Source organism: Acinetobacter sp. TSRC1-2, assembly GCF_049895885.1.
GTDB lineage: Bacteria > Pseudomonadota > Gammaproteobacteria > Pseudomonadales > Moraxellaceae > Acinetobacter.
The window spans coordinates 55537-82198 of the sequence record NZ_JAFCTF010000016.1 but is presented as its reverse complement, the minus strand read 5'-3'; the positions used below and the strand labels follow the sequence as shown (position 1 = coordinate 82198).

At 39.8% G+C, this 26662-nt stretch carries 25 protein-coding genes and 4 pseudogenes; 10 read left to right on the top strand and 19 right to left on the bottom strand.

Annotated elements, in window-relative coordinates:
• Positions 1-852: 852 nt before the first annotated feature.
• Positions 853-1121 (top strand): annotated as a pseudogene (locus ACP69Y_RS15100) (IS982 family transposase); the annotation flags it as partial.
• A 36-nt stretch (positions 1122-1157) separates the two neighbouring features.
• On the opposite strand, the pseudogene ACP69Y_RS15095 reads toward ACP69Y_RS15100, so the two are convergent.
• A pseudogene (locus ACP69Y_RS15095) lies at positions 1158-2300 on the bottom strand (IS3 family transposase); the annotation flags it as partial.
• Positions 2301-2441: 141 nt separating this feature from the next.
• Between ACP69Y_RS15095 and ACP69Y_RS15090 the strand changes: the two are divergent.
• A pseudogene (locus tag ACP69Y_RS15090) lies at positions 2442-2963 on the top strand (IS982 family transposase).
• Between the two features lie 174 nt (positions 2964-3137).
• Here ACP69Y_RS15090 and ACP69Y_RS15085 read toward each other — a convergent pair.
• From ACP69Y_RS15085 to rplM, 5 genes are all read right to left on the bottom strand, one after another.
• Positions 3138-3800: a hypothetical protein gene (locus ACP69Y_RS15085; protein WP_425919270.1), complete on the bottom strand. Its 663-nt coding sequence runs from the start codon at positions 3798-3800 to the stop codon at positions 3138-3140.
• Between the two features lie 19 nt (positions 3801-3819).
• Complete coding sequence (locus ACP69Y_RS15080; protein WP_425919269.1) at positions 3820-4251, bottom strand: ClpXP protease specificity-enhancing factor; 432 nt, start codon at positions 4249-4251, stop codon at positions 3820-3822.
• 11 nt (positions 4252-4262) lie between these two features.
• Positions 4263-4916: a glutathione S-transferase N-terminal domain-containing protein gene (locus ACP69Y_RS15075; RefSeq protein ID WP_425919267.1), complete on the bottom strand. Its 654-nt coding sequence runs from the start codon at positions 4914-4916 to the stop codon at positions 4263-4265.
• 329 nt (positions 4917-5245) lie between these two features.
• The gene (rpsI, locus tag ACP69Y_RS15070) at positions 5246-5632 is read right to left on the bottom strand and encodes a 30S ribosomal protein S9 (RefSeq protein ID WP_425919266.1); all 387 of its coding nucleotides are present in this window, start codon (positions 5630-5632) and stop codon (positions 5246-5248) included.
• Positions 5633-5644: 12 nt separating this feature from the next.
• A complete protein-coding gene (rplM, locus tag ACP69Y_RS15065) occupies positions 5645-6073 on the bottom strand; it encodes a 50S ribosomal protein L13 (protein WP_004647928.1) in 429 nt (142 codons plus the stop codon).
• A gap of 325 nt (positions 6074-6398) precedes the next feature.
• On the opposite strand from rplM, the gene pdxA reads away from it, so the two are divergent.
• Genes pdxA through ACP69Y_RS15050 form a run of 3 tightly spaced genes read left to right on the top strand, consistent with a single transcriptional unit; the run spans position 6399 to position 9059 of the window.
• Positions 6399-7367 carry a 4-hydroxythreonine-4-phosphate dehydrogenase PdxA gene (gene pdxA / locus ACP69Y_RS15060; protein ID WP_425919264.1) on the top strand — a complete coding sequence of 323 codons (969 nt, stop codon included), beginning with the start codon at positions 6399-6401 and terminating at the stop codon, positions 7365-7367.
• Between the two features lie 30 nt (positions 7368-7397).
• Positions 7398-8210 (top strand): 16S rRNA (adenine(1518)-N(6)/adenine(1519)-N(6))-dimethyltransferase RsmA, encoded by an 813-nt coding sequence (gene rsmA / locus ACP69Y_RS15055; RefSeq protein WP_425919262.1) that lies wholly within the window; start codon positions 7398-7400, stop codon positions 8208-8210.
• A 15-nt stretch (positions 8211-8225) separates the two neighbouring features.
• Positions 8226-9059 (top strand): symmetrical bis(5'-nucleosyl)-tetraphosphatase, encoded by an 834-nt coding sequence (locus tag ACP69Y_RS15050; protein ID WP_425919280.1) that lies wholly within the window; start codon positions 8226-8228, stop codon positions 9057-9059.
• Between the two features lie 60 nt (positions 9060-9119).
• On the opposite strand, the gene ACP69Y_RS15045 is transcribed toward ACP69Y_RS15050, so the two are convergent.
• The 7 genes and pseudogenes from ACP69Y_RS15045 to hflX form a co-directional block, all read right to left on the bottom strand.
• Entirely contained in the window at positions 9120-9569 is a 450-nt protein-coding gene (locus ACP69Y_RS15045) for a DUF2147 domain-containing protein (RefSeq protein WP_425919261.1), read from the bottom strand.
• A gap of 161 nt (positions 9570-9730) precedes the next feature.
• Positions 9731-10180, bottom strand: coding sequence for a DUF2147 domain-containing protein (locus ACP69Y_RS15040; protein WP_425919260.1), 450 nt, complete (start codon positions 10178-10180; stop codon positions 9731-9733).
• Between the two features lie 160 nt (positions 10181-10340).
• Positions 10341-10790, bottom strand: a pseudogene (locus ACP69Y_RS15035) (DUF2147 domain-containing protein).
• A gap of 153 nt (positions 10791-10943) precedes the next feature.
• Positions 10944-11390, bottom strand: a complete 447-nt coding sequence (locus tag ACP69Y_RS15030; protein ID WP_425919259.1) for a DUF2147 domain-containing protein — start codon at positions 11388-11390, stop codon at positions 10944-10946.
• 86 nt (positions 11391-11476) lie between these two features.
• Positions 11477-12151 carry an LrgB family protein gene (locus tag ACP69Y_RS15025; RefSeq protein WP_425919278.1) on the bottom strand — a complete coding sequence of 225 codons (675 nt, stop codon included), beginning with the start codon at positions 12149-12151 and terminating at the stop codon, positions 11477-11479.
• 10 nt (positions 12152-12161) lie between these two features.
• Positions 12162-12533 (bottom strand): hypothetical protein, encoded by a 372-nt coding sequence (locus ACP69Y_RS15020; protein WP_425919258.1) that lies wholly within the window; start codon positions 12531-12533, stop codon positions 12162-12164.
• A gap of 43 nt (positions 12534-12576) precedes the next feature.
• Positions 12577-13908 (bottom strand): ribosome rescue GTPase HflX, encoded by a 1332-nt coding sequence (hflX, locus tag ACP69Y_RS15015; RefSeq protein ID WP_425919257.1) that lies wholly within the window; start codon positions 13906-13908, stop codon positions 12577-12579.
• Between the two features lie 383 nt (positions 13909-14291).
• Between hflX and ACP69Y_RS15010 the strand changes: the two genes are divergently transcribed.
• Positions 14292-15101, top strand: a complete 810-nt coding sequence (locus ACP69Y_RS15010) for a lysophospholipid acyltransferase family protein (protein ID WP_425919256.1) — start codon at positions 14292-14294, stop codon at positions 15099-15101.
• 37 nt (positions 15102-15138) lie between these two features.
• Here the strand turns inward: ACP69Y_RS15010 and ACP69Y_RS15005 are convergent, their stop codons facing one another.
• A complete protein-coding gene (locus tag ACP69Y_RS15005; RefSeq protein WP_425919277.1) occupies positions 15139-16728 on the bottom strand; it encodes a phospholipase D family protein in 1590 nt (529 codons plus the stop codon).
• A gap of 156 nt (positions 16729-16884) precedes the next feature.
• Between ACP69Y_RS15005 and ACP69Y_RS15000 the strand changes: the two genes are divergently transcribed.
• Entirely contained in the window at positions 16885-17895 is a 1011-nt protein-coding gene (locus ACP69Y_RS15000) for a metallophosphoesterase (RefSeq protein WP_425919254.1), read from the top strand.
• An 87-nt stretch (positions 17896-17982) separates the two neighbouring features.
• Complete coding sequence (locus ACP69Y_RS14995; RefSeq protein WP_425919253.1) at positions 17983-18327, top strand: hypothetical protein; 345 nt, start codon at positions 17983-17985, stop codon at positions 18325-18327.
• Positions 18328-18382: 55 nt separating this feature from the next.
• Here the strand turns inward: ACP69Y_RS14995 and ACP69Y_RS14990 are convergent, their stop codons facing one another.
• Positions 18383-19699 (bottom strand): MFS transporter, encoded by a 1317-nt coding sequence (locus ACP69Y_RS14990; protein WP_425919252.1) that lies wholly within the window; start codon positions 19697-19699, stop codon positions 18383-18385.
• Between the two features lie 144 nt (positions 19700-19843).
• On the bottom strand, positions 19844-20485 hold the full coding sequence (gene trhA / locus ACP69Y_RS14985) for a PAQR family membrane homeostasis protein TrhA (protein ID WP_425919251.1): 642 nt from the start codon (positions 20483-20485) through the stop codon (positions 19844-19846).
• A 102-nt stretch (positions 20486-20587) separates the two neighbouring features.
• Here trhA and ACP69Y_RS14980 point away from each other — a divergent pair, with 102 nt between their 5' ends.
• The gene (locus ACP69Y_RS14980; protein WP_425919250.1) at positions 20588-21814 is read left to right on the top strand and encodes a class I SAM-dependent methyltransferase; all 1227 of its coding nucleotides are present in this window, start codon (positions 20588-20590) and stop codon (positions 21812-21814) included.
• Positions 21815-21881: 67 nt separating this feature from the next.
• Positions 21882-22313 carry a GNAT family N-acetyltransferase gene (locus ACP69Y_RS14975; RefSeq protein ID WP_425919249.1) on the top strand — a complete coding sequence of 144 codons (432 nt, stop codon included), beginning with the start codon at positions 21882-21884 and terminating at the stop codon, positions 22311-22313.
• A gap of 72 nt (positions 22314-22385) precedes the next feature.
• On the opposite strand, the gene ACP69Y_RS14970 is transcribed toward ACP69Y_RS14975, so the two are convergent.
• The 3 genes from ACP69Y_RS14970 to ACP69Y_RS14960 form a co-directional block, all read right to left on the bottom strand.
• Positions 22386-22712: a hypothetical protein gene (locus ACP69Y_RS14970; RefSeq protein WP_425919248.1), complete on the bottom strand. Its 327-nt coding sequence runs from the start codon at positions 22710-22712 to the stop codon at positions 22386-22388.
• 292 nt (positions 22713-23004) lie between these two features.
• Positions 23005-25140, bottom strand: a complete 2136-nt coding sequence (locus ACP69Y_RS14965; RefSeq protein WP_425919247.1) for a 3-hydroxyacyl-CoA dehydrogenase NAD-binding domain-containing protein — start codon at positions 25138-25140, stop codon at positions 23005-23007.
• Between the two features lie 286 nt (positions 25141-25426).
• Positions 25427-26632 (bottom strand): acetyl-CoA C-acetyltransferase, encoded by a 1206-nt coding sequence (locus ACP69Y_RS14960; RefSeq protein WP_425919246.1) that lies wholly within the window; start codon positions 26630-26632, stop codon positions 25427-25429.
• Between the last annotated feature and the right edge of the window lie 30 nt (positions 26633-26662).

Here is a 26662-nt window from a genome sequence, read left to right as displayed (position 1 = left end):
ACCTCTTTGCGCTGATGGTAGTGTGGGGTTACCCATGTGAGAGTAAGTCATCGCCAGCTCATTATTCCAAAAGCCCCGCTTAAATAGCGGGGCTTTTTTTATGCCGGAAGAAAAGGGAAAAAACTTCATACAGCGCTTTTTCTTGTATTAAGTATTTTAAAGAAAATAATTGTCGAATTTCTTAGATCAAATCTTTAATTTTAGAAAATGAAAATATCAATCCTTAGGCGCTTCTAAGCGCTAGAAGTTCTTAAGGGGACAACAGCTCTACTGTACTTTTTATACCTCATTTTAAAATAAGTGTTTGTTGTAAGCTTGTGCGAATGAAATAATTAAAGCTTTGATAAATAATTAAGAAAAAATAATTAATATTGATCTTAAGGAATTGTGCCATACACTTCTTAGCTTTTGGACTGCTCCTAGCAGAATCTGAAATTTTTTAAATAAAATATTTGAAGTCCTTCATTTTTTTAAATTATTTCTTATTAGTTCAAAGAATTAAAAATTATTTGTCATCCGAAAAATTATTCATTACCACTAAATAGAAAATCTATCGCAGAACCAGTAACTTTTAATTTCGTGGTGTAATTCACTTTATATTTCAATTAGTTGAAAATGATGTTTCTGCTTATCAAAAATATAATGAGTTCGAAATAAAAAATGCTAGATAATTTCTTAACTGATTGGCATTAAATAAAGAAGAAATTTTTAGTAAGTGAAAAGACTTTTACATGTGTTGCTATATTAACCGCGAATCGCGGATAAGAAATTGAGTTGAAAAAAATGGCTGGAAACCATTAGGAAGTTACCACACCCCCTATATTTCCATCCATCATGTTCCTTACGCCATATATGGCTCATACATCCTTGTTTTGCATTTTTGATGACTTTTTTCAGAAATTTGAATCAACCTGTCAAAAGTTTTTAAAGCAAAGTAAAAATGCTTGAGAATACGTTCTTCTATGTTAAGCATTGCAGAAATTGTATTCATTGCCATTAGGTATAAATGTTAACATTTCAATAACTTCAAAGCTTTCTTTTGCTCATTAAAACACAATAAAAGTCATTTATTTAGATGCTTACTGTGTTACCAGCGGATGGTTTATCTTATCAATGTGAACTGCTCCCAGTATCCTAGATATGACGTAGCTCCATTTTGAAGCTGCCTCAAATGCTTCTAGACTCATCCCATCGAGATGCGAATGACGCTTGATCCAATTGTAAAACATCTCGATATAATCAAACACATCTGCACGGGCCATTTGTCGTATTTTATAGATCCTCTTTTTAATTCTTTCCTTCTTTAAACTGCTAAAAAAGGATTCTGCAACAGCGTTGTCCCATGAGCAGTATACTGCGCAAGGCCTTGACAACTCATGCTGGAAATTAAATTATGTTTTGGCAGAGTTTCTGCCAGTCTCCGCTGCTGTATTGTGAGCCTTGATCTAAATGTATAATCCAGGTTTATTTGGCCTACGTCGCCATACTGCCATAAGTAGTGAATCTAGAACGATACCTTTAGCAAGCGTAGGTTTCATCGGCCAGCGAATGACCTTTCTTGAATATAAATCCAGACCAACCGCTAAATATAGCTAGCTTTGCCAAGTGCGTATATAGGTAGTATCAGTCATCTGAGAAACACTGTTTCGTAAAATATTCGGAGTGTTCACAGCAAATTTTTGATTTAAGTGATTTGCTGGCACAATCTGAGGAAGACCACGACCATAGCTTTTATACTTCTTATATGCCCGAACAGCGGCAATATCATTGTCCTTCATGATTTTCAGCACACGATTAGGTTCACAGCTTTCACCTAGCTCTTTAAGATCCAGCGTGATGCCGATAACCATAGATGCCATAACTGGCGAGCGGATTAGTTCTAATAATTGTCGGTCTTTGATCGTTCTGCCTGACTCAAGCTCATGCAGTCAAGCGTAATAACCAGCACGAGCGATCTTTAAAACCCTGCACATCGTTTTAATCTTAAATTGATGGCTGTATTTGATACTTTACTCGGGAAGGCTTGCAAAGCGGCGTAAAAGCAATGCTTTCACTTCAAGATATCTCGTTCCTCTTCAGTTTGTTTAAGCTGACTTTTAAGGCGAAGTATTTCTTTCTTTGCTTCGAGAAGTTTGTGTTCATCAGAATTGTTAGGTAAAGGTTGTACCGCCTTTAGCCATTTATAACCGCTGTGCTGTAATACACCTAAACGTCTGCGATATCAGTGACAGAATATCAGTGTTCAGTAATCAATTTAACAGCTTCATCATTAAATTCTGGGGTATACGTTGTCCACTCATAATGTTCTCTCCTATGCAAAAAGAATAGACGAAACTTGTCTAGGAGAGTGGTGGCAGTCCATATCTAACTAAAAGGTGTCTACAAAATCGGTGGCTATTCAATGCACATCAATTGGCACTACATGCTTACATTTTGCCTTGATGAAAGATGGTCAAAGTAGTCATTTATGGGTCGATTCAACCACGCTGCCTATATGTGAAAATCAGCGTATTCAACGTCACAAATCCATGGCAGTAATTGCAACACGCGGTAAAAGCTCGATGGGATGGCTGTAAGCTGTATTTAATCATGAATCAATCAGGAGATATTGTCAGAACAGCTTATCGAATGGGCATATAGCAGATATTAAAATGGTTGAACAGTTAGTAAAAGGATTGAAAGCCGAGCTCTATGCTGATCGTGGATACATCAGTCAAGAATTAAAATCAAATATTAAGCATCAAGGCATTAATTTAGTTACATATCATCGTAAAAACATGCAAGCTGTTAGTTTATCGAAATCAGATGGATACTACTTAAAACAACGCAATAAAATAGAAACTTTATTCACCCTATTAAAAGGGAAATATAATTTGGTTACCAGTAAAGCTAGAAGTATCGAAGGATACTTAGCTGGAATTTATGCCTCGTTATGTGCCTTATCAGCTTTGGCATCAGGATAGGCCTAAAATCCAAATTGTGCGACAATCGGCTTAAACAGGATTCCGGTTATATTAATATATAGTAGGTTCTTAATTATTATCTATATTATTTATAAAGCTAAATTGCCGAACTATTTGCAAATAAAAACCGCCATTTAGGCGATTCTTATTTTATAAACTAATATCTTCACTATTTTAGTTAAACATTTGAGTTGCTGCAGAATATAAAACCCAAAGAATAATAATGGCAACTACAGGTTCGAAAATTTTTGCCCATACTGGAACTGTAGGATTTACTGCTGTTACGGCATGGTGTTGATCTTCAGTAACATCAGTATGTTGTTGACTAACCATTTGATTAAACTCCTTCATCGTTGAGTCTAATGATAGCTCTTCTTGCACAATCGGTTTAGAGCCTTTCAACTCTAACAGATCATTTGTTAACCAAACCCAATCAGGAGCTTGACCTGAGAGGTGTTCAATTTGCCCTAAAAGCAATTCATGCAATCCACGGACCTCGAGATTACCAATGTCATTAAGTTGTTGAAGCTCAGCCAGTTGTAATCTTAATATCTCGGTAACTGTTGGCTCTAATTCATTTTTAGGCAGGGTAGATTGATTTTTTGAAGAAGTGGTTAGATGGCGCGCAACCTCTTGAAGAAAGAGTTCATCAGGTGAAGAAATTTCTTGATAAACTTTTTTGTCATCGGAGCGCCAAAGTGTAATCAGTTTACCCAAAACAAGCGCATTTATCTCTGATAAATACTCTTTTCTCTCTTCTCTAGAGTATTGTCCAAGAAGCTGAGGCTTTTGATTATTAATCTGCTCAGCAAAATATTGTACTAAATCAAAAGCCATCAATTTACTCCATATTATTTTAGTCTAATAACCGCAGGCTCGGTCTTTTCTTGGGTTGTTCAGCTTCTTCTGAAAGTGTTGTTGATTTTAAAGTATCTTCAGGGATTTGGATATCCTGATATTCATTTGGATCAAAAAATAAGCCTTGACTGTTTTCACGTGCGTAAATGCCCATCACTGCATTTAAGGGTACATAGATATCACGTGAAACTCCGCCAAAGCGAGCGGAGAAGGTGATTGCATCATTACTCATATTCAATTTATGTACGGCATGAGGCGCTATATTTAAAACAATCTGGCCATCTTGAATAAATTGTTCTGGAACTAGGGTATTCGGTTGTGTGGCATCAACAAGTAAATGTGGGGTAAGGTTGTTATCACAAATCCATTCATAAATTGCACGGGCAAGATAAGGTCGGGTGGGAGTGAGGTTTAATTCCTGATCAGACATTGAAAAATACTCTATTGATTCACTAAAATTTCACGATATTTATTTTTTTCCTGCATTGTCATAGACTTGCTGAAAGCAGGACGGGTAAATATACGCTGGCAGTATAATAAAATGGGGCGGCAATGTTGTTTAGGGAGTTCAATCCCCATTGAATGTAACCGTAAAAAAATTGGCGCTAACATGCAATCTAAAATTGTAAAATTTTCTGACATAAAATAGGGGAAATGCTGAAATAACGGTGTTAGAGAGATCAGTATGTCGCGTAGTTGTTTTTGCGCTTTGGTTTTATCTTTTTCATTTAAACTGTCAGAGTGACGTAACATAATATCTGCAAGTTGTAGCCAATCCTGTTCAAATCGCCAAATATATTGACGCTGTTCTGAGCGTGGCATGGGGGCATCCGCATACAACTTGTTTTGACGATAACGGTCATCTAGATATTCGGAAATAATACTGGTATTGAACAGTTTAAGCTCATTTTCAATCAGCATCGGAACTTGGTTATATGGGTTTAAGCTGGCAAGATCTTCATCGTCTTCATCTACAATAATCAAATGATATTTAATTTGCTTTTCGGCAAGGAGATAACGAATCCAGTGTGAACGAAAGTCATCTGCATGGCTATAGAGTGTAATTCCTTGAACAGGTGCGGTTTCGACGGACATAATCCCAAACAAAGCAAAAATGAATAGAATAGGATACTAAAGTTCAACCTAAAAAGCACGAAGCATAAAAGATGAATCGATTGAAGAAGAGGTAGATTATAAGAAAAATGACTGGAGTAAGAAAATATGATAATTAAACTGGGTTTATTAATGCTTTTTATTTTAATTGGTTTTGCGAATTACTATCTTAGTAAATCTTTTTGGTTTCATGAGGGAGTATGGGGTAAAGATGTACATGAGCAATAGAAAAATAAATATTGCTTATAAGTTTGCAGCACATAAAAAAGCCTTGGATAAACCAAGGCTTTTTGTCCACTTCGGTAAACGAATTAACGTTTAGAGAATTGAGGACGTTTACGAGCTTTACGTAAACCAAGTTTCTTACGTTCAACTTCACGAGCATCACGAGTAACGAAACCAGCTTGACGAAGAGCAGGTTTTAAAGTCTCGTCAGAAGCGATCAAGGCACGAGTAATACCGTGACGGATAGCGCCTGCTTGACCACCAATACCACCACCAGCAACAGTGATGTAAAGGTCATATTTTTCAGTAACTTCTAAAAGCTCAAGTGGTTGACGAACAATCATACGAGCAGTTTCACGACCGAAATATTGTTCGATAGAACGGTTGTTAATTACGAGTTTGCCTGTACCAGCTGACAAGAAAACACGTGCAGTTGCGGTCTTACGGCGACCTGTACCATAATTAGTAGCCATGTGCTGTATCCCTTAGATGTCCAAAACTTGTGGCTGTTGAGCAGTATGAGGATGCTCAGAACCAGCGTACACTTTCATTTTTTTGATCATTGCATAACCAAGAGGACCTTTTGGTAACATACCTTTTACAGCTTTTTCTAAAACTGTTTCAGGTTTGTGTGCGATTAACTTTTCAAAGTTAGTCTCACGGATACCACCAGGGAAACCAGTATGGCGATAGTATTTCTTATCCTGAGCTTTTTTACCTGTTACAGTAATTTCTTCAGCATTGATAACAACGATGTAATCGCCAGTGTCAACGTGAGGAGTATAAGAAGTTTTATGCTTACCGCGTAAACGACGAGCGATTTCAGTCGCAAGACGACCTAAAGTTTTGCCAGAAGCATCAACAACATACCAGTCGTGTTGAACTTCAGCTGGCTTAGCGCTGAGAGTTTTCATTAAACCACTACCTATTATAGTTGGTTTGGACTATGGAATCTGTCCAAACAAAAGGAGACGCGATTCTAAACGAATACGTGAAGAATCACAAATGAAAAAGCAAATTTCAAGCGCTATATTGTATAGTAAAAATACCGTCGTGCACAGAATAACCACAGATAATTTTTTAATTTTTCGACAAAGGGAAATGAAACGTCTTTAAGTGCTTAAAAAGTCAATTGAATCTCAGCATTTTAAGTTTAAAAATGATTGTGGCTCAAAATACGCAAGTGAGCAAAGGCGTATATAATGGTGAGATTAGATCACAGCGTAAAAGAGACGGAATATGCTTCCCTTATATGTCACTAGTGGTGAACCTGCAGGTATTGGTCCTGATATTTGCCTAAGTTTGGCAATACGTATTGATGAACGTCCCATTGTAGTTTTAGCTGATATCAATCTATTAGAAAAACGAGCTAAAGTTCTAAATCAAACGGTTGAACTTATTGCATATCAAGGGCAATTAGAATCTTCAGGCGAAGGTCAGCTATATGTTGAGCATATTCCATTAAATACGGATGTTGTATTGGGTGAATTGAATGCTGAAAATTCTGCTTATGTATTAGAACAATTACGTCGTTCCGCTGATTATGCGATGTCAGGTAAAAGTGTCGGGGTTGCGACTGCACCTGTGCAAAAGTCAGTCATTAATGATGCGGGTATTCACTTTAGTGGTCATACTGAATATTACCAGGAATTTGCAGGTGTTGAACGTGTAGTCATGATGCTGGCAACCAAGACTTTGCGTGTCGCACTCGCAACCACGCATCTCGCTTTACGTGATGTTCCAGATGCCATTACTCAACAACGTTTGCACCAAGTCATCGATATTCTGATTCATGATTTAAAAACCAAGTTTAAGATTAAGCATCCGCATATTTTGGTCTGTGGGCTCAATCCACATGCGGGTGAGGGTGGCTATTTAGGCATGGAAGAAATCGAAGTGATTAATCCGGTGCTTGAAAGCTATCGAGCACAAGGGATTAATATGAGCCTGAGCCTGCCTGCAGATACCCTATTTACTCCTGAAAATTTAAAAGATGCCGATGCCGTTCTGGCGATGTATCACGATCAGGGCTTACCTGTGTTAAAATCTCAAGGATTTGGTGAAGCCATTAACATTACTTTAGGCTTACCTTTTATTCGTACTTCAGTAGATCATGGCACAGCGCTCTCCCTTGCAGGTACTGGACGGGCAAAAAGTTCAAGCTTGCACGTTGCTGTCGATTTAGCCTTAGATTTGGCTCGCCACTGATTTTTAATTACTCACGTTGGAAATGTTTTTATGTATCAAATTAATGCCTTAAACCCAAAAGATGAAGGGCATCACACGCGCAAGCGTTTTGGTCAAAACTTCTTACATGACCAACGTGTCATTGCAAAAATTGTCCGTTCAGTTAATCCACGTACAGGCGATAACATCGTCGAAATTGGTCCGGGTCTTGCGGCATTAACCTCCCCTTTAATTGGTGAATGTGATGCTTTAACCGTGATTGAGCTGGATCGTGATTTGGCTGCAGGTTTGCCGGGTCGCGTACCGCATCCTGAGCGTTTAACCATTGTTGAAGCTGATGCACTGAAATATGACTTTAATGAGTTATTTAAGGAAGATCGTCCGCTACGTGTAGTCGGTAACTTACCCTATAATATTTCAACACCGCTTTTGTTCCATCTTTTGGAATTTGGTGACAAAGTAAAAGACATGCATTTCATGTTACAAAAAGAAGTGGTTGATCGTATTACCGCTTCACCAAATACGAAAGAATATGGTCGTTTATCGGTGATGATTCAGTATTACTGTAAACCGACGTTTTTATTTGAAGTACCGCCTGGATCTTTTAACCCACCACCGAAAGTGACTTCTGCGGTGTTCCGTTTAGAACCTTATGCTGTGAAACCTGTGATCGCTAAAAATGAAAAAGCTTTGGCGCGTTTGGTTTCGCATGTCTTTACCCAACGTCGTAAAACTTTGCGTAATAGTTTAAAAGGGATGTTGGCGGAAGATGGATTCGAGAAAACTGGTATTGATCCGATGGCACGTCCAGAAACTTTAACCATGGCTCAATTTGTGGCTTTGTCAGATCAAATGGGGGCTTAAGTGGCACGCTCCGAGATTCGATACAACTACGTGATTGGTGATGTTCAAGGCTGTTTTGAAGCCTTAAAAGCTTTACTGAAAGAAATCAAGTTCGATCCCGATCAAGATTTTATCTGGTTTGCAGGCGATTTGGTTGCACGTGGTGAAAATTCGATTGGTGCATTACGTTTTGTTAAAAAACTGGTTGATGGTGGTGTAGCCGCAACAGTATTGGGCAATCATGATTTGACCCTTTTAGCCGGTGCTCGTGGTCTAAAAGCGTTAAAAGACAAAGATAATACTCGTGATGTGATTGATGCGATTGATAGTGATGACTTAATTGACTGGTTGCGCAAGCAACCGTTGTGTCTTTTTCCGAATGATCAAACTATTTTGACCCATGCGGGTATTCCATGCATTTGGTCGGTAGAACAAACTTCCGCTTTGGCAAAAGAGGTTGAAGCGATCATCAGTCATGAAGACTTTGCTGTGGTCGATGTTTTCTTGGCCGAGATGTACGGTACAGAACCTGATCTCTGGTCAGATGATCTGGAAGGTATTGCACGTTTACGTTGTATTACCAACTATTTAACCCGCATGCGTCTAACGAATAGCGAAGGTCGTTTAGAGTTTAGCTTTAAAGATTCACTTGATGATCCAATGCCTCAAGGTTTTAAACCGTGGTTTGAATTTGAATCGGAATCTGCGAAAACACATCAATTAATCTTTGGACACTGGGCTGCATTACAGGGTAAAACCATTAATCCGCAGATTCAGAATGTCGATGGCGGCTGTGTTTGGGGTAATCAGTTGATTGCCTATCGTCTGGAAGATAAAGAAATATTTAGAGTTGATAATCCAATGATGTAATGTTTGGATGATTTACAAAATAAAAAAGCCACATGATGTGGCTTTTTTATTGGTATTTATTTAGTCAATTCTAATCCAGGTTTGATTACGTCCCAAAGTTGAAACACCCATATAGGCTCTCAAAGTTAGACGCTTACCTGTAGCATTTAGTTTAACTTTGGCATCATAGACTTTGCCTGCTAAAGGGTCAATCACACGACCTTTTTCATAGTTATTGGTTCCTGCTACATGTTTTAAGCCTTTAATAATTTCCATACCCAAAATTGGATCATTGGTATATGGAGCGGGACATTTATTACATGTTTCACGAGGAGTATAACCAGGACGAGGGGTAATTTTAACAATTTTACCTGTATAGGTATTATTGGTTTCTTTATCAATTTTAATAATGGCTTTGGCAGCACCTGTTTTATCATCAATCTGCTGCCAAGTTCCAGAAATGTCCTCAGCAAAAACATTGCCACTAAAAAGCACACTCGCCAAAGCTGCAAGCAATATATTCTTTTGCATAAAAAATCTTTCCATAACTAAATACTTTTTATTGAGTCGGTATATTAGACTGATTATGTGATTAGTCAATATTCTGGAGAGGGTGCAAAAAATGAAATCATTTTATTGACGAATGTAAAAAAGCCACATTAGTGTGGCTTTTTATTGAGCTTAAATTCTGATTAGTCTATCCGAAGCCAAGTTTGACTGCGCCCGAGTGCGGAAATACCGATATAACCACGTAAGGTTAAGCGTTTGCCATTGGTACTTAGCTTAACTTTAGCATCATAAATTTTGCCTGTAAGTGGGTCAATAATACGTCCTTTTTCATAATTATTTGTATCAGGCACGTGTTTCAAACCGGTGAGCACATCCATACCTAAAATTGCTTTGTTGGTATAAGGCGCTGGACAATTGTTACAGATTTCACGAGGTGTATAACCTGGGCGAGGGGTGACTTTGGTGATTTTTCCGGTAAAAGTATTAGTGGCTTCTTTACGAATTTCAATAATCGCTTTAGGTGAACCCGTTTTATCATCAATTGATTGCCAAGTTCCAGATAGATCTTGTGCTAATACATTACCACTGAAAAATAAGCCAGCGAAAGTAGCGAGCAAAATATTCTTTTTCATATCAATTCCTTCGAATGTGGAGAGTAATTTTTTTATCCATAAGAACATATTATGAGTGTTTGAAAATTAGTCAAGCCAGTGCGTCATAAAAAATCAAAATAATGTGAAATATTTAAAGAAAGATAAATAAAAAGCCACATCGTGCGGCTTTTTGTCAGCATTAGTCGTTTTTAATCCAGGTTTGAGTGCGACCCAAGGCAGAAATCCCAATATAGCCGCGTAATATAAAACGTTTACCATTCGGGGAAACTCGTCCTTTCAAACCATAGGTTTTGCCTGTTAAAGGATCAAGGATACGACCGTTTTCATAATTGTTCCCATTGACATGCTGTAAGCCTTTAAATACTTCTAAGCCTAGTATGGGTTGATCTGTGTAAGGGGGCGGGCAGTGGAAACATGTTTCTCGGGGCGTATAGCCGGGGCGAGGCGTAATTTTAATAATTTTGCCAGAATAAGAACCATTGGTTTGTTTCGGAATTTCAATCAGTGCCTTAGGTAAACCAGTTTTATCACCGATTTGTATCTATGTACCGGTTATCTCCTGAGCAAAAACTGGAAAACTCGCTGATAAGGCTATAAAAAATGTCCTAGTGATTGCTATTTTTTTCATAAAATTTCCTTATTTATATAAGTATACATATCCTATGTTGACTTATTTTAAGATGAAGAAGTAATACGAAATTAAGCATTCTTGGAAGACAAAAATTTTAAGCTCTTATTCGTACCACTCTAGCCATCTATGCTGAACTGAAATCAGCATAATTTAATCTTGTTTAATCCAGGTTTGGCTACGACCCAGTGCTGATACACCGACATAACCGCGTAAAGTGAGACGTTTACCATTAGCACTCAATTTTGCTTTACCACTATAGATTCTGCCGCTAAGTGGATCAAGAACTTTGGCATTTACAAAGTTGTTATCACCAGCTGCTTTTAACCCCGTTAAAATATCTAAACCTAAAATAGGTTTATTGGTATAAGGTGCCGGACAATTTACACAGGTTTCTTTCGGAGTATAACCTGGACGTGGTGTAACTTTTATAATTTTGGCTGTATATGTACCATTGCTTTCTTGGCGCATTTCCAGAATTGCTTTTGACGAACCTGTTTTATCGTCAATATTTTTCCACATTCCTGAAATATCTTCTGCAAAAGCAAGACCGCTTAATGAAGAAAAAACTAACGTTGCTAAAATTTTAAATTTTCCCATTAAAAAATCCTTTCCATTAATGTGATTACATGTTCATCTTATGTTTATTTTTTGTACCACGCAATCCTTTATGAATGTTTATTTCATCACATTTTTTGTAAATAAAGTATGAAGGTAGGTAACCAGATGGCGGTGAAAACTGCATTCACAGCCATGCCAAAAGCTGCGTAACGTCCTGCTACACTGCCTCGTTGCCAAGCTTGCGCTGTACCAATTGCATGTGCCGCCAAGCCCAATGCCAGACCAGAAGCTCTTTCATCGTGAATATGACGCAAAATAAATGGAGAGAAAGCTGCGCCAATCACGCCCGATAAAATCACAATTAAAATCACCAAAGTGAGGGGGGCATTTAATAAAGTAGCAATATTAATGGCAATAGGAGTAGTGACCGCTCGAGTTGCGAAGGCCATAATGCTTGCGTCAGACATATGCAATAAATAGGCAAGTCCCATCGGTAAAGCAACCGCACTAATACTGGCAAAGACCAGAATACCGACAATGGCCTTGAGTGGTAAGTCATCATAACGCATGGCTGCAAGTGGAATAGCCAAGGCAACAGTGACATAGCCGAGTAAGTGATTAAATAGCGGATTGACCTGTGTCATATAAGATTCGTAAGGAATCCCAAATACAAATAACAATCCAATAATGAAAAACATGCCGATGACAATGACTGGAACTTGTGGAAGCTTTTTATTTAAAGGTTTGGCAATCAGATAGGCGAAGAGGGTCAATATAAAACCGTACAGTACTGCTAACATCATATTTCCCCTATAACCAGCGTTTGGCCATTTTTGCGTAGACCCATAATGGAATTAAGGTACTGATACACATCACCACCAGGAAAACAGGAATTTCCTTTCCCATTTGTACCAGCATAATCAGTGAACCTGCACTAATCGGTAAAAAAGCAAAGGCACTTTCTTTCATGATTTTGTTGTTGGTGTCGACTAAACGTGCAGGTAATTTGTGGACATTTCTCCAAATAAGCAGAGTCAGCAATAAGCTAATCAAGCCAACCAAATTACCCAGTTCAGGATGATTAAATTGTGTCATTAACCATACTGCTCCCTCACGAAAGCAGATGATTAATGCCAGTGTACCAATCCATGCTGGCCAGTCGATTGTTTTTATCGAGTCCATTTTTACCAAACTTTAAAATTATACTTATCACGTTTTAACCGATTTATCTTTTGATTTCAAATTCCTCAAGCGGTTTCTTAAATTGCGTGGCTTTTTTTCCCAGAATTTCATCAATCGGTAAATGCGCTTGTTTAATCAGTTGCTCCAGCTTGTGTGGGGCAATAATGACGTGTAAATGCAGATTGCCATCTTCATCATGATTTTCAGTTTGAATGACATTTAGCGCATAAAGTTGAGTACGCAATTTTCCATATTCGGGTTTTAACACCAGCTCGAAACTTTGCAACTGTCCCATCAAGCATTCTTGAACGGCTTGGCGTAACAAGTCTAAGCCTTGGTTGGCATGCGCAGATACATAGACACGATCAGGCAAATGCGGTTTGGCATACACAATTTTGGCATCTTCACCGCTGAGGTCAATTTTGTTATAAACCCGCAGTACCGGAACATCGACTCCGATTTCTTTTAAAACCGATTCTACGGCTTCAATTTGTTCCAGCATATCTGGGCTGCTGGAATCAATAACATGCAGCAGCAAGGTCGCCTCAGCCGTTTCCTCAAGTGTGGCTTTAAAGGATTCTACCAAGGCATGAGCTAAGTTACGGACAAAACCCACGGTATCGGCCAGAACCAAAGCACCAACCCCATCCCAATTTAAACGGCGTAAAGTCGGATCGAGTGTTGCAAATAGTTGGTCGGCCGCATAAACGTCAGAGCGCGCCAAGAGGTTAAACAATGTCGATTTACCTGCATTGGTATAACCGACAAGAGATACCGTTGGAATTGCGGCTTTCTGGCGTGCAGAACGACCTTGCATACGGGTTTGGCGAACCTTCTCCAGTTTGTCTTTTAATTGTCCAATACGTAAACGTAGTAAACGACGATCCGTTTCCAGTTGTGTTTCCCCGGGTCCGCGTAAACCAATACCGCCTTTTTGACTATCTAAACTGATACCGCTCCCGACCAGTCGTGACGATAGATAATCCAATTGTGCCAATTCGACTTGAAGTTTACCTTCATGAGTACGGGCACGTTGGGCAAAGATGTCCAGAATAAGCCGGGTACGGTCAATCACGCGGCATTGAATGACTCTTTCTAAATTACGTTCTTGAGAAGGACTTAGGGAATGATCAAAAATGACCAAATCTATTTCTAATTCTTTGACTCGCTCTGCGATTTCTTCTGCTTTTCCAGAGCCGATAAACAGTTTTGGATCCGGTTTGATCCGTTGAGCAGTTACATGTTCTACAATTTCTGCACCTGCGGACTGGGCCAGTAAGCGAAATTCTTCTGCATCAAGGTCATCTAAAAGTTGTACAGAGACGCTTATTAATAGGGCACGTTCGCCACCTTGATGTCGCTCAAAATATTCCACTAAATGCTATCTCAACTACATGAAAACTTCATTTTAGTAGAAAATAAGCACTGATAGTAAAAAATAGATCAGCCTTGTCAAACGAAGGGAGGCAAAGATCCAATAAATAAAAATATCCTGTCTAAATATAAAATCGATCGTCCATAAATTTATTTTAAATAATTGATATTAAATGATATTTTTTTATATGCTGAGGTTGCTAAATAATGCAGATCTATTCGTATAATTTTTGTTTTAGATAAAAGTATTGTGTCGATTGGTTTGCATCATTTCATTAAAAAGCAGGGTTGGGGTTTTATGATCAATGCAAGATCAAAATGAACAGTATAGAATAATGCTCTATAAATGATTAAACGCTGTGTCTGTTAATTAGTGATCAATCTATGACTCAATCCTCTGTAACTGAAACTTCATCGTTAAATAGTATGTCTAAATTTTTCTTATATAGTAAAAAATTATTGGCGGTTGTAGCTGCGATTACACAAGGATTTTATCTGGTTTTTCGTCACCGTTTATATAAAGATCCGAATAATCCGTGTAATACGCGTTATGTACAGCATTTTTGCCGTCAATTATGCAAAGTTTTTAACCTTGAGATTCAGGTGCATGGAATCATTCCACGTGAGCCGGCGCTATGGGTGAGTAATCACATTTCTTGGTTAGATGTCGCCGTTTTAGGGTCTGGTGCTCGAGTTTTCTTTTTAGCCAAAGCTGAAATTGAAAAATGGCCGTTACTCGGCAAACTGGCAAAGGGTGGTGGGACACTATTTATTAAACGAGGTTCCGGCGATTCAGTTAAAATTAAACAGCAAATTACCGAATTTTTAAAACATGATATTCCGGTATTATTTTTCCCTGAAGCGACGACTTCAGAGGGCTCAAGAATAAAAAAAATCTATGGACGTATTTTAGGTGCTGCCATTGAAGCCAATCGTCCTGTGCAAATATGTTTGATTTGTTATGTGAATCAACATGGACAACTGGATCTGGTGGCGCCGTTTATTAATGATATAAGCTTTGCCGATCATGTCAAAAATGTCCTGGAAATGCCTAAAGTGAAAGCACATTTAATGGCCTTGCCGGCAATATCTCCTGAAGGGCATACGGTTGAAACGTTGACCCAAGAAGTTCAAACTAAAATGGCTGAAGGTTTAATGCAGTTACAGCAAAAAGTGCTTAAAAGTCCCACTTGAACGGGCAACAAAAATGAATGCGAGCCAAAGCGAAGGCTTACATAAAGCCTTCAATTGGCAACCATGAAATCACTTTAATCCCTGCCTTTTGCCACCATTTCATTTTAGGTTCTTTTAGATAGGTTTTGGTACTGCCATCATGACGTTTAATTTTCCAGTTGATTTTATTGTTGGCATTTAAAACCAGTTTGTAGGCATATTTAGATAAATTTTGATCCATGGTTTGGTGCACAGACTGGGCTAAATTCGGGCTATCCAGCAATACGCCAATTTCTGTATTTAAATAGGCAGAACGTGGATCAAAATTGAAAGAGCCGATAAAAACCTGTTTTTGATCAATCGCCATCAGTTTGGCATGCAGGCTGGAACGGCTTAACCCTTTTAAGCTCACTTTGGCTTTTTCCGCGATTTCATCAGTATTGGCATTCAGGTTTTCAGTTTCCGGTACTGACAAAAACTCATATAGCTCAACATCATTTTTTAATAAATCTTTTCGATATTTACCGTAAAAGGCATGGACTAAAAATACATCATTGGCTTTAAAAGAGTTGGTGAGTACCCGAACATGGATGTTGTTTTGAGCAAGTTCACTCAACATCTTTTCGCCCTTTTTTTCAGGAACGAAATAAGCTGAAATAATATCGACACTTTGTTCAGGTTTTTCTAAGCGATTCAGCAGCTGAAAATTCAGATGTTGCTCTTTTTTAGCTTTTGCCCTGATTTTACTCGGTGAATCATTTACCACTTCGGCTTTGACCCAGTCAAGTTGGATCCCACTATTGAGCCATTGTTCAAAGGCATGTGATCGGTTGGCTAAATCTAGATAATTCTGAACGTCAATACTTTGAGAATGTTTATCCAGCTGCTGTTTTAAACCTTCAAAACGCAAGGAATAATGTCTTGAATTAACAATTTGTTTAACCGGAAATGCATAATCATCATTCCAGTATTCATCAAAAGAATGAATGATTTCATCCGATGCAGAGCCGACTAGCATCACATCAACATCAGAAAATTGATAATTATCACTGACGTTATAATATTGATTACTCATATTGCGACCGCCAATTAAAGCAATCTGGTTGTCTGCAATAAAGCTTTTGTTATGCATGCGGCGGTTAATGCGTTTTAGATCCAGCACCATATCCATGGCACGGTAATGTCTAAAACGGTAAGGGTTATACAGTCTGACATCAATATTTTTATGCTGATCAAGGGCCAGATAAATACCTTCCATTTTTTTGGCATTGTTGTCATCCATCAATAAACGGACTTTTACACCACGGTCGGCTGCCTTAATAATAGAATCCAGGGCAAGTGCGCCAATTCTATCGTTATCCCAGATATAGTATTGTAAGTCTAAGGTTTTTTCTGCTTTATCAATAAGATGTATACGAGCCGCTAAAGCTTCCAGGGGGTCGTATAAAACCCGATAACCGGTAAGATTGGGATTTTGGTCTCGTAACGGTAAAACGATTTGCGCCAATGCAGTTTGTTTGGTTTCGGTATCAAACGCATATTCAATCGGTTGTGGTATTTGTTTCGGCAGGGTCGTACAGGCGGGAATCCCTAAAATCAGGCTACAACTTAATAATACTGCAGTTTTATTGGATGTTGAGCTACGCAATTTATAAGGGTCTGATTGAGTTTTAGCAGAGGAAGATTGCGCCATAAGTTATAAACAATACCAAAATTTGGTTTGAGTATAATTGCCAGCTGTGAAAAGATAAATATGAGAATAGATGAATGATGTCATGTCTTCGTTATCGTTAGAGAAATTATTATGTGGGATACACACGCGGTTGTTTTTTATTTTTATATGATTTTTTTTGTGCTTGGAGTTTGGGGTGTGGCACAGGCATGGCTGAGTCAAACGCGTACTGAAACTATTCATCCGTTCAAAGCTTTTGTACATTTATTGGCATTTTATCTATCTTATTTATTGATTCCTTTATTTTTCTTTAGTATTTATGCCGGTTGGAGTGCCTATTACTCCATTCATGAAGCTATTTTTATTTTCCTGCTGAGTGGTGTGCTGATTTATGCACGTTTTATTGAACCGCAGCATGTGATGGTTAAGACCCTGCAATATCAGTTGAATCCAGAGCAGAACATGCAGCGTCCGGTTAAATTGGCCTTGATTGCCGATTTACATATTGGTCTGTTTTCGGGGCATGAACGCCAACTGAAAATTATTGTCGAGAAAATTAACCAGCAGAATCCTGATCTGGTGGTGGTTGCCGGGGACTGGACTTATGAACCTGAAGATAAATTGGCAGATGAACTGGCGATTTTAAAACAGATTAATGCACCGGTTTATTCTGTGAATGGCAATCATGACGAACAATATCCCGGTCCTCCAATTCAGCAATTATTAAGACATGCCTTAAAGGTCAATGATGTGATTGATATTGAAGGGCAGATGGTGGAATTTGATGAATTTCGTTTGTTAGGGGTGGGTGATTTATGGGCAGGAAAAACTGATATGCGTTTTATGCCTGACTTGCCTCAAGATAAACCGTGGGTGATTTTATCGCACAATCCCGACACCGTGGATATGGTGCCGCAATTGCCAACACGGCCATTAATGCTGTCTGGACATACCCATGGCGGGCAAGTTGAGCTGCCCTGGTTGACCAATTACATCATGAAAAAAGTGTCTATTCTTGGGCATAAAAAAGGTTTATATCAGCATGAACATGCCGACGTATTTGTTACGGTCGGCACCGGCTTAGTCGGTGTACCCTTTCGTTTTCGGGTTCCCCCGACGATTGATATTATTGAGTTGGTTTAAAGCTTGAAGATCAATTTCTGGAACAATTTTTGACATACCGTAAGACAAGATTGATTTATAACAATGAGAACAAAATAGGAGAAGGGTATGTCTTTTTCAGAAGAGGTGGGTCAGTTTTTTGCTTTAACAGAACCTCAATCGGAACAGCTTGAAGCGGGTTTAATTGCTCTAGAACAGGCTTTTCAGCAAGCCGAAAGCGATGTGATCAGTACACCTGCATTTGCCAGCAGGTTTTATCAAAAGTTTCAGCAACTGATCACGGCATTTGCGATTGATGAAAATAATGTGGAAGCATTTCTAGATCATTTATATGCAACAGAAAGATATCGTCAACTGGTGACTTACATTGTTCCAAGTTATTACAATGCCGGTGGCGATCGAAAGGTATTTGAAGAGCTTTATCAGGAAATGTTAAGTGATGAACAGATCTGAAAAATAACATAAAAAAACCAGCGTCATCACGCTGGTTTTTTACGTTTTGATGAAATTAAACCTGGTTGTTTACATCATCATTTTTGGTTTCACGAATGAGCAAGAATGCACAAAGTGACAAGATAGAGGCTGCAGTTAAATAATAACCGACAGCATATAAACCATAAGTGGTCGCAAGCTTGGTTGCAATCAGTGGTGCAAAAGAGGCACCAAAAATACCTGCAAGGTTAAAGGTTAATGCAGAACCGGTGTAACGAACTGAAGTCGGGAAAATTTCAGAAAGTACCGTACCGATTGGACCATACGTTAAACCCATGATCGCTAAACCAATACATAGGAATAAAAACACCAAAAGCGTGCTTCCAGATTCCAGCATATCGGCAAAGAAAAGACCGAAAATGGCAGATACAATACACACAGCAATAGAGGTGGTTTTACGACCAAATTTCTCTGCAAACACTGCAGAAAGCGGAATAAATGCCGCAAAACACAAGGTGGCAACCAGTTGTAATTGTAAGAATTCTTCACGGCTATAGCCGAGTTGTTTGGTACCCCATTGCAATGCAAATACTGTGGTCAAGTAGAACACAACGAAAGTACAGATTGCCGCAATTGTGCCTAAAATCAGCATACGCCAATGTTTAGTGGTCACTTCTTTAAATGGAATATTAACTTCTTTTTGCTTGTCCAATACTTTTTGGAACGCTGGTGTTTCATGTAGTTTTAAACGAATCCATAAGCCGACAATCACCAACAATGCACTTGAGATAAACGGAATGCGCCAGCCCCATTGCATAAAGTCTGCTTCAGACATGAAGGCACCCAGGGTAAGGAATGAACCTGTAGCCAAGATAAAGCCGATGGGTGCACCAAGTTGCGGGAACATGCCATACCAGGCACGTTTGCCTTCAGGGGCATTTTCCGTTGCGAGCAGAACAGCACCAGACCATTCACCGCCTAAACCCAAACCTTGACCCAAACGGCAAAGTGCAAGCAATAAGGGTGCTGCAATACCGATTTGAGCGTATGTCGGTAATAAACCAATACATACGGTAGAAATACCCATGGTGAGTAGTGCCGCGACCAATGTGGCTTTACGCCCAATTCGGTCACCCAAATGCCCAAACAGTGCCGCGCCAATCGGGCGGGCAATAAAGGCAATCGCAAAAGTTGCCAGTGATTGAATGGTTGCGGTCATTGGATCGGTACTTGCGGGGAAGAACAGATACGGAAAAATGATGACTGCCGCAGTGGCATAAATATAAAAATCGAAGAATTCGATTGTGGTACCAACAAGACTTGCAGTCAGTACGCGGGATTTTGAATTTGTAGCTACTTCTTCCGAAGCAGGTATAGAATTTGATGACGCCATGAGAAACCTTACACTTACTAAAAATAAAAAAGCTTAGTTTTAAAAGCGTAATCTTTTTAAAAAAGGCGTAATTTCTTAAAAAAATACGAAATACCGGCTCATGTCTACGGATTTAGGGTTACTAAAAAATGCAGAAATAGAGGGTTAGATCACGTAAAGACAGATCGCTAAGAAATGTGATCCAGCGCCAATCAATACAAAAACATGCCAGATGGCATGCGTATATCTTACTCTTTTTAAGGCATAAAACAATGCACCAATGGTATAGGCCAGTCCACCAATGATGAGATAGGTTAATGCCTGATCGCTTAAAAAGCGTTGCATATCATCCATCACCAGCAATGCAAGCCATCCCATAGCCAGATAGGCGATTAGTGAAATTTTTTGGAAACGATGAATGAAAACTAACTTGAATAGTGTCCCAATTGCGGCAATCACCCAAAGTGCAATTAACAGATACTGCGCTTTTGCTGTGGGAATCGCGATAGACAAGAAGGGGGTATAAGTTCCAGCAATCAGATAATAAATTGCGGTGTGATCCAGTTTTTTGTACCAGCCGCGACGCTGTGGCGATTCAGCATAGTGGTATAGGCTTGAAGCGGCAAAAAGTAAAATCAGGCTCAGTGCATAGACACATAAGCCAATAAACTGCCCGAGCGGCAAATAGCTGCCTTTAATCAGCATAAAAATACTGGCAACGGCTGCCAAAACTGCGCCAAGTGCATGACTGATCGCATTTATTTTTTCTTCATGTGGATCGTATGTCTGCAAGTTAGATGTGCTCATTGCTTATTTTCTATAATTAAAAATACACTTGTATAGTAATGAAGTTTTACCTTTAAAGTAAGAAGTTTTACACTGACCACTTAATTTACTCGAGTGATCTATATGTCTCAATTGGCTTCTCCTTTTATTCAGGAACAACAATTCTTAGATGCTTTTCAGCAAGCCATTGAAACACAAAGTTTTGATCGAATAATTCTTAGCCAGTATAAAGGCGAACTTGAAAATCTTGAGAAAATGACCTTGCGAGTCATTTCACTGCAAGGGCAGTCGGTTTTAAGTTGTTTGTACCGTTACAAGACTCAGGATGTCACCAAAAACTATCCTTTAACGCAAGCCATCCAGCTCGTTCATGATCTATTATTCCAATGTAAACAAGCCAATCTTTTTACCAATGAAGAAGAGCTGCAACTCAAAAAGAATAAGAAAAAAGCTCTGTTGACGGTGAGTAAAAATAAATCTGCATCAAAGTCACAGAATATAGAAAATCAGCACGGGCATGACCGCACCAAACATCGTTATGTCGATCAGGACAGTTATTTTTTACAGCCTTTAGGTATTACTGACGCGAAAGCGCAAATTATTCCAAGCATGGCGCGTAAATGGAAACAGATTAATAAATTTGTGGAAATTTTCTCGGGTGCTTTAGACCAAATCACACAGCAAGATCATGCTTTGCGTGTGGTCGATTTTGGTTCGGGTAAAGGTTATCTGACCTTTGCCTTATACGATTATCTGGAAAAGCAGGGTCAAACGCCATTTGTCACCGGTGTGGAGCTTAATCCAAAAATGGTAGAGTTTTGCCAAAATGTATCGACAGCTTCCAATTTTAAGCAACTGGACTTTTTCCAGGGCGATGTCCGCACTTATGAACCAGAACATCTGGATGTGATGATCGCTTTGCATGCCTGTGATGTGGCGACGGACTTTGCCATTCACACTGGTATTCGTTTAAATGCACAAATGATTATGTGTGCGCCGTGTTGTCATAAGGAATTGCGTCCACAGCTCAAAAGCCCGGAAGTGCTGAAACCTATGTTGCAATTTGGCATTCATTTGGGTCAACAAGCAGAAATGCTGACCGATACCATTCGTGCTTTATTGCTTAAAGCCTATGGCTACGAAACCAAAGTATTTGAGTTTGTGGCTTTGGAACATACAAGTAAAAACAAGATGATCTTGGCAACCAAACGAAAAGATTATCAAGAGCCGGATCATGCGGTATTGGCTCAGATTCACGCCCTAAAAGAGATGTATGGCATTGAAAAGCATTCGCTTGAATTATTGCTCAATAATCAGTGGGATCAGCAGGATATTGGCTGTAAGTGTTAATTTAAAACCAGTTTAAAATGGATGAAGCAGTCGCAAGACTGCTTTTATTTTAGGAAGATGATTTTTGATGAGCCAATTTACCATACACACAGGCAGTTGGAATGAGTTGCAAAATGATGCAAAACTGATTCGTGAGCAGGTGTTTATTCAGGAACAGCAGATTGCGGTTGAAGATGAATGGGATGTTGAGGATGCAGTGTCCCTCCACTTCGTGGTTTATGATCAAGATCAGCCAATAGCGACAGCACGATTATTACAAAATAACAGCGTTGGGCGTGTGGCGGTGTTAAAATCGTATCGCGGCGTAGGCATTGGAAAATTGCTGATGCAACAGATTATTCAACAAGCGAAACATGAACAGCGCGAATTTTTAAAGTTGTCTTCACAAGTGCATGCCATTCAGTTTTATGCAGCTTTGGGTTTTAAAGTTGAAGGTGAGCAATATCTGGATTGCGGTATTCCGCATATTGATATGCGATTGCTATTCACTTGCTCTTAGATATTTAAATCTTCAGTGTTGAAAATAAAAAGCCACTAAAAAGTGGCTTTTTTATTTTCCTGAATCCCCGCATCAATGACCAGACTCGTGTTCAGCTGCTTTTTCCGCTTCTGTCATTGCAGCATGTTCTTCTGCCGACATGTGATGCTCTTCAGCCGTTGCTTTTGCTGCATCAGCCTCTTTCTGATTTTTAGCTTCTGCTAATGCTTCTTCAGACATTGCTGGTGCATTTTTAAATGCATGCTGCTGGGTATTTTTTTGCTGTTGGCTTGGCATGTAATCCGGTTCATTGCTTACGGCAAGATAGAAAAAACCCATGAAAAAAGCACTTAAAATAAAGGCAATAATCAGGGCTTTCCAGCCCCAAGGGGATTTTTCAGGAGAAGAATTGTCAGTCATGAGAAAATACCAAAATGGATAAAAATAAATCAGAATCTATGTAACTTTATAACACAGAATAGAATGAAAACCGACTCATAACTGACTAAGCCCTTCATTTAAATCAGGGCTTAAATTAAATCCAAGGAGCTGGTTTCTGTTTAAGTGAGAGCAAGATGTATATTGGGGCTGATTAATCCGCCCTAGCAGATGAGTCTCTAATTTCTAAAGATAAAAAAGAATACTTCAATATACCAACGCCTTTCTTTGACTAAAAAAGAAAGGCGTTCAAGAGTTGATAGCACGGTGTAGATTATGAAATTTTCTCGCCAGAATGCATTTTATCTTTTAGTAATTGGGGTGCTTTAAAACGCTCACCATATTTGGCTTCCAACGCATTGGCACGAATCAAGGCTTTTTCCAGACCATATTGGTTCAGATACTGTATGGCTCCCCCTGTCCATGGGGCAAAACCAATCCCGAAAATAGAACCGACATTGGCATCCACAACCGACTCCAACACACTTTCTTCATAGCAGCGCAAAGTATCGAGCGCTTGGACAAACAGAAAACGGTCAATCATTTCCTGTTCGCAAATATCAACGTCTTTTTTCCAGTGGCTTAAACCCGCCCATAAATGTTTTTTACCACTTTCAGGATATTCATAGAAACCCGCACCCGCAGCTTTACCTTTACGGTTGAATTGATGAATCATGCTTTCAATCACATCATCTGCAGCGGAACGTGGTAGGTCTTTGCCTTCAGCTTGCAGGGCTTTACGTGTCTCAGCAGCCACATGTTCAGAAAGTGTTAAAGACACTTCATCCTGAATCGCAAGTGGCCCAACAGGCATACCCGCTTTGAGTGCTGCCATTTCAATTTTGGCAGGATGAACTCCTTCAACAAGCAGTCGTAAGCCTTCTTGCACAAAGGTGCCAAAGACACGACTGGTGAAGAAACCACGACTGTCATTTACCATAATTGGAGTTTTACCAATTTGTTGTACATAGTCATAGGCTTTAGCTAGAGTTTCAGCTGAGGTGTTTTTTCCTTTAATGATTTCGACCAGTTGCATCTTATCGACAGGGCTAAAAAAGTGCAGACCAATGAAATGGCTATCATCTTTAGAAGCTTTAGCGAGTCCGGTAATTGGCAGGGTAGAGGTATTCGATGCCATCACACCACCCGTTACTAAATAGCTTTCAGCTTCTTGGGTAACCTTGGCTTTCAGTTCTGGGTTTTCAAACACCGCTTCAATCATCAGGTCACAACCTTGCAAATCTTCTGCTGAAGCTGTGGCTGTAATTAAACTTAAAACTTGATCGCGTTTTTCAGCCGTTAACCGACCTTGAGAGACTTTTTTATCCAGCAGCTTTTGACTGTAGGCTTTGCCTTTTGTGGCCGCCTCTATGGAAATATCTTTCAGAATAACGTGTATGCCTTTCGATGCAGTCGCATAAGCAATTCCTGCACCCATCATCCCGGCACCTAAAATACCGACTTTGCTGGCTTTCCATTTGGCAACGTCTTTTGGGCGGCTGGCACCTGATTTAATCGCATTCAGACCATGCCAGAAGGTGCTAATCATATTTTTGGAAATCTGACCAGTCGCCAGGTAAGTAAAGTAACGCGATTCGATGGTCAGTGCGGTATCGACATCCACCTGCGCACCTTCAACAGCTGCTGCCATAATGGCTTCAGGGGCAGGGTAGCAACCTTTGGTCTTGTCACGCAGCATGGCAGGTGCAATCGCAAGCATTTGAGCAACAGCAGGTGTTTTGGGATCACCGCCAGGAATTTTGTAGCCTTTGACATCAAATGGTTGTTGCGAGATTGGAGTGGCTTTGACCCAAGCAATGGCTTTATCCATGAGTTCTTGTTCAGTTTCCACAATATCGTGAATTAAGCCTAAAGACTGGGCTTTATCGACAGCAAACTGTTTGCCTTCCATCAACAGTGGAAAGGCATTTTGCAAGCCGAGTAGTCGTACCGTACGCACGATCCCGCCACCGCCAGGAAGTAAACCTAAAGTCACTTCAGGTAAACCGAATTTCGCTTTCGGGTCATTCAGTGCAATACGCTGGTGACAACACAAAGCCAGTTCCCAGCCACCACCGAGCGCCGTACCATTGAGTGCTGCAACCACCGGAATACCACGTGTTTCGATATAACGTAGTTTGGCTTTCATCTCTTCAATCATGTTGAAGAATGCTGTGGCATGATCCGGCTCTGCTTGAATCAGTTCATCCAAGTCCCCCCCGGCAAAAAAGGTTTTTTTCGCTGAACGGAAAATAATCCCTGAAATTTCTGCATCTGCTTGGAGCTTGGAAACAATATCTTCCAGTGCGACACGGAAATCTGCATTCATGGTGTTGGCAGATTGGTTTGGAGAATCTAAAGTGAGAATGACGATATTGTCGGCATTTTTTTCGAATTGAATTGCGCTCATAATTTTTATCCAAATAATAATTTGATGAATTTGGAGCAATTTACTTTGCTGACTTCTTGAAAATTTCCATTGTAGCGGAGTCTTTCCAAATTCATCCGAATTTCGGGTTTAACCTTCGGTTCGACCTACTTTTGTTTCGGCAAAAGTAGGCAAAACCATTGTCATACGCAAAACCTGTTACATATTTGCATTTATCCAATTGCTCACAGAAACATTATTCTTCAAAATCTGAGCAGGTTGCGTATGACCTAAACGTGGATCAAATATCAGTAAAAGTTAAAGATGGCTATACAAGCTCAATAATCGTTGCGATGCCCATGCCGCCACCCACACATAAAGTGGCTAAACCACGTTTTTTGCCTTGACGTTCCAGTTCATCCAGCAGCGTGCCTAAAATCATTGCACCGGTTGCACCTAGTGGATGTCCCATGGCAATTGCACCACCATTGACATTGACTTTGGCAGGGTCAACCTTGAGTTCGGTAATAAAGCGCATCACTACGGCAGCAAAAGCTTCATTGACTTCAAACAGGTCGATATCCTCTATTGTTAAACTTGCTTTTTCCAACGCTTTACGTGCTGCAGGGGCAGGACCGGTCAGCATGATGGTTGGATCAGAGCCAACCAATGCCGTTGCTAAAACTTTGGCGCGTGGTTTTAAACCTTGTTCTTTCACCGCTTTTTCTGAAGCAATTAAAACAACTGCTGCACCATCGACAATGCCGGATGAATTCCCTGCATGATGTACGTGATTGATTTGCCCGACTTCTGGATATTTTTGCAGGGCAATCGCATCGAAGCCCATTTGTCCCATCATGGCAAAACTTGGATTCAGTTTGGCTAAACTCTCAGCTGTGGTCGTCGGTTTAATAAATTCATCTTGGGCTAAAATGGTCACGCCAGCTTTGTCTTTTACAGGCACAATCGATTTATTGAAATACCCATTGGCCTGAGCTGCGGTAGCTTTACGTTGTGATTCAGCTGCGAATGTGTCGACATCTGAACGCGTATATCCATCAATGGTCGCAATCAGGTCTGCGCCAATGCCTTGCGGAATAAAGTCACAGGCCATATTGGTTTCTGGGTCCAGTGCCCAAGGACCACCATCTGAACCCATTGGCACGCGTGACATCGACTCTACACCACCGGCAACTACGACATCTTCCCAACCTGAACGAACTTTCTGTGCAGCCATATTCACCGCTTCAAGTCCGGATGCACAGAAACGGTTGATCTGTACACCTGCTACATCATTGTCCCAACCTGCGGCAATCGCAGCTGTTTTGGCAATATCCGCGCCTTGATCACCAATCGGGGTTACACAGCCCAGCACAATATCATCGACTTTAGAGGTGTCGAGCTGGTGACGATCTTTTAATTCATTCAGTAAGATGGTGAGTAGCGTAATCGGTTTCACTTGATGCAGCGAACCGTCTTTTTTTCCTTTTCCGCGTGGTGTGCGAATGGCATCAATGATGTAGGCCTCGCTCATAGCTGTTCCTTTGTTATGACTTTTAAATTG

Coding starts and splice junctions, on each gene's coding strand:
- ACP69Y_RS15085 (WP_425919270.1), bottom strand. CDS start 3,800: ATGGCTTTTGATTTAGTACAATATTTTGCTGAGCAGATTAATAATCAA.
- ACP69Y_RS15080 (WP_425919269.1), bottom strand. CDS start 4,251: ATGTCTGATCAGGAATTAAACCTCACTCCCACCCGACCTTATCTTGCC.
- ACP69Y_RS15075 (WP_425919267.1), bottom strand. CDS start 4,916: ATGTCCGTCGAAACCGCACCTGTTCAAGGAATTACACTCTATAGCCAT.
- rpsI (WP_425919266.1), bottom strand. CDS start 5,632: ATGGCTACTAATTATGGTACAGGTCGCCGTAAGACCGCAACTGCACGT.
- rplM (WP_004647928.1), bottom strand. CDS start 6,073: ATGAAAACTCTCAGCGCTAAGCCAGCTGAAGTTCAACACGACTGGTAT.
- pdxA (WP_425919264.1), top strand. CDS start 6,399: ATGCTTCCCTTATATGTCACTAGTGGTGAACCTGCAGGTATTGGTCCT.
- rsmA (WP_425919262.1), top strand. CDS start 7,398: ATGTATCAAATTAATGCCTTAAACCCAAAAGATGAAGGGCATCACACG.
- ACP69Y_RS15045 (WP_425919261.1), bottom strand. CDS start 9,569: ATGCAAAAGAATATATTGCTTGCAGCTTTGGCGAGTGTGCTTTTTAGT.
- ACP69Y_RS15040 (WP_425919260.1), bottom strand. CDS start 10,180: ATGAAAAAGAATATTTTGCTCGCTACTTTCGCTGGCTTATTTTTCAGT.
- ACP69Y_RS15030 (WP_425919259.1), bottom strand. CDS start 11,390: ATGGGAAAATTTAAAATTTTAGCAACGTTAGTTTTTTCTTCATTAAGC.
- ACP69Y_RS15025 (WP_425919278.1), bottom strand. CDS start 12,151: ATGTTAGCAGTACTGTACGGTTTTATATTGACCCTCTTCGCCTATCTG.
- ACP69Y_RS15020 (WP_425919258.1), bottom strand. CDS start 12,533: ATGGACTCGATAAAAACAATCGACTGGCCAGCATGGATTGGTACACTG.
- ACP69Y_RS15010 (WP_425919256.1), top strand. CDS start 14,292: ATGACTCAATCCTCTGTAACTGAAACTTCATCGTTAAATAGTATGTCT.
- ACP69Y_RS15000 (WP_425919254.1), top strand. CDS start 16,885: ATGTGGGATACACACGCGGTTGTTTTTTATTTTTATATGATTTTTTTT.
- ACP69Y_RS14995 (WP_425919253.1), top strand. CDS start 17,983: ATGTCTTTTTCAGAAGAGGTGGGTCAGTTTTTTGCTTTAACAGAACCT.
- ACP69Y_RS14990 (WP_425919252.1), bottom strand. CDS start 19,699: ATGGCGTCATCAAATTCTATACCTGCTTCGGAAGAAGTAGCTACAAAT.
- trhA (WP_425919251.1), bottom strand. CDS start 20,485: ATGAGCACATCTAACTTGCAGACATACGATCCACATGAAGAAAAAATA.
- ACP69Y_RS14980 (WP_425919250.1), top strand. CDS start 20,588: ATGTCTCAATTGGCTTCTCCTTTTATTCAGGAACAACAATTCTTAGAT.
- ACP69Y_RS14975 (WP_425919249.1), top strand. CDS start 21,882: ATGAGCCAATTTACCATACACACAGGCAGTTGGAATGAGTTGCAAAAT.
- ACP69Y_RS14970 (WP_425919248.1), bottom strand. CDS start 22,712: ATGACTGACAATTCTTCTCCTGAAAAATCCCCTTGGGGCTGGAAAGCC.
- ACP69Y_RS14965 (WP_425919247.1), bottom strand. CDS start 25,140: ATGAGCGCAATTCAATTCGAAAAAAATGCCGACAATATCGTCATTCTC.
- ACP69Y_RS14960 (WP_425919246.1), bottom strand. CDS start 26,632: ATGAGCGAGGCCTACATCATTGATGCCATTCGCACACCACGCGGAAAA.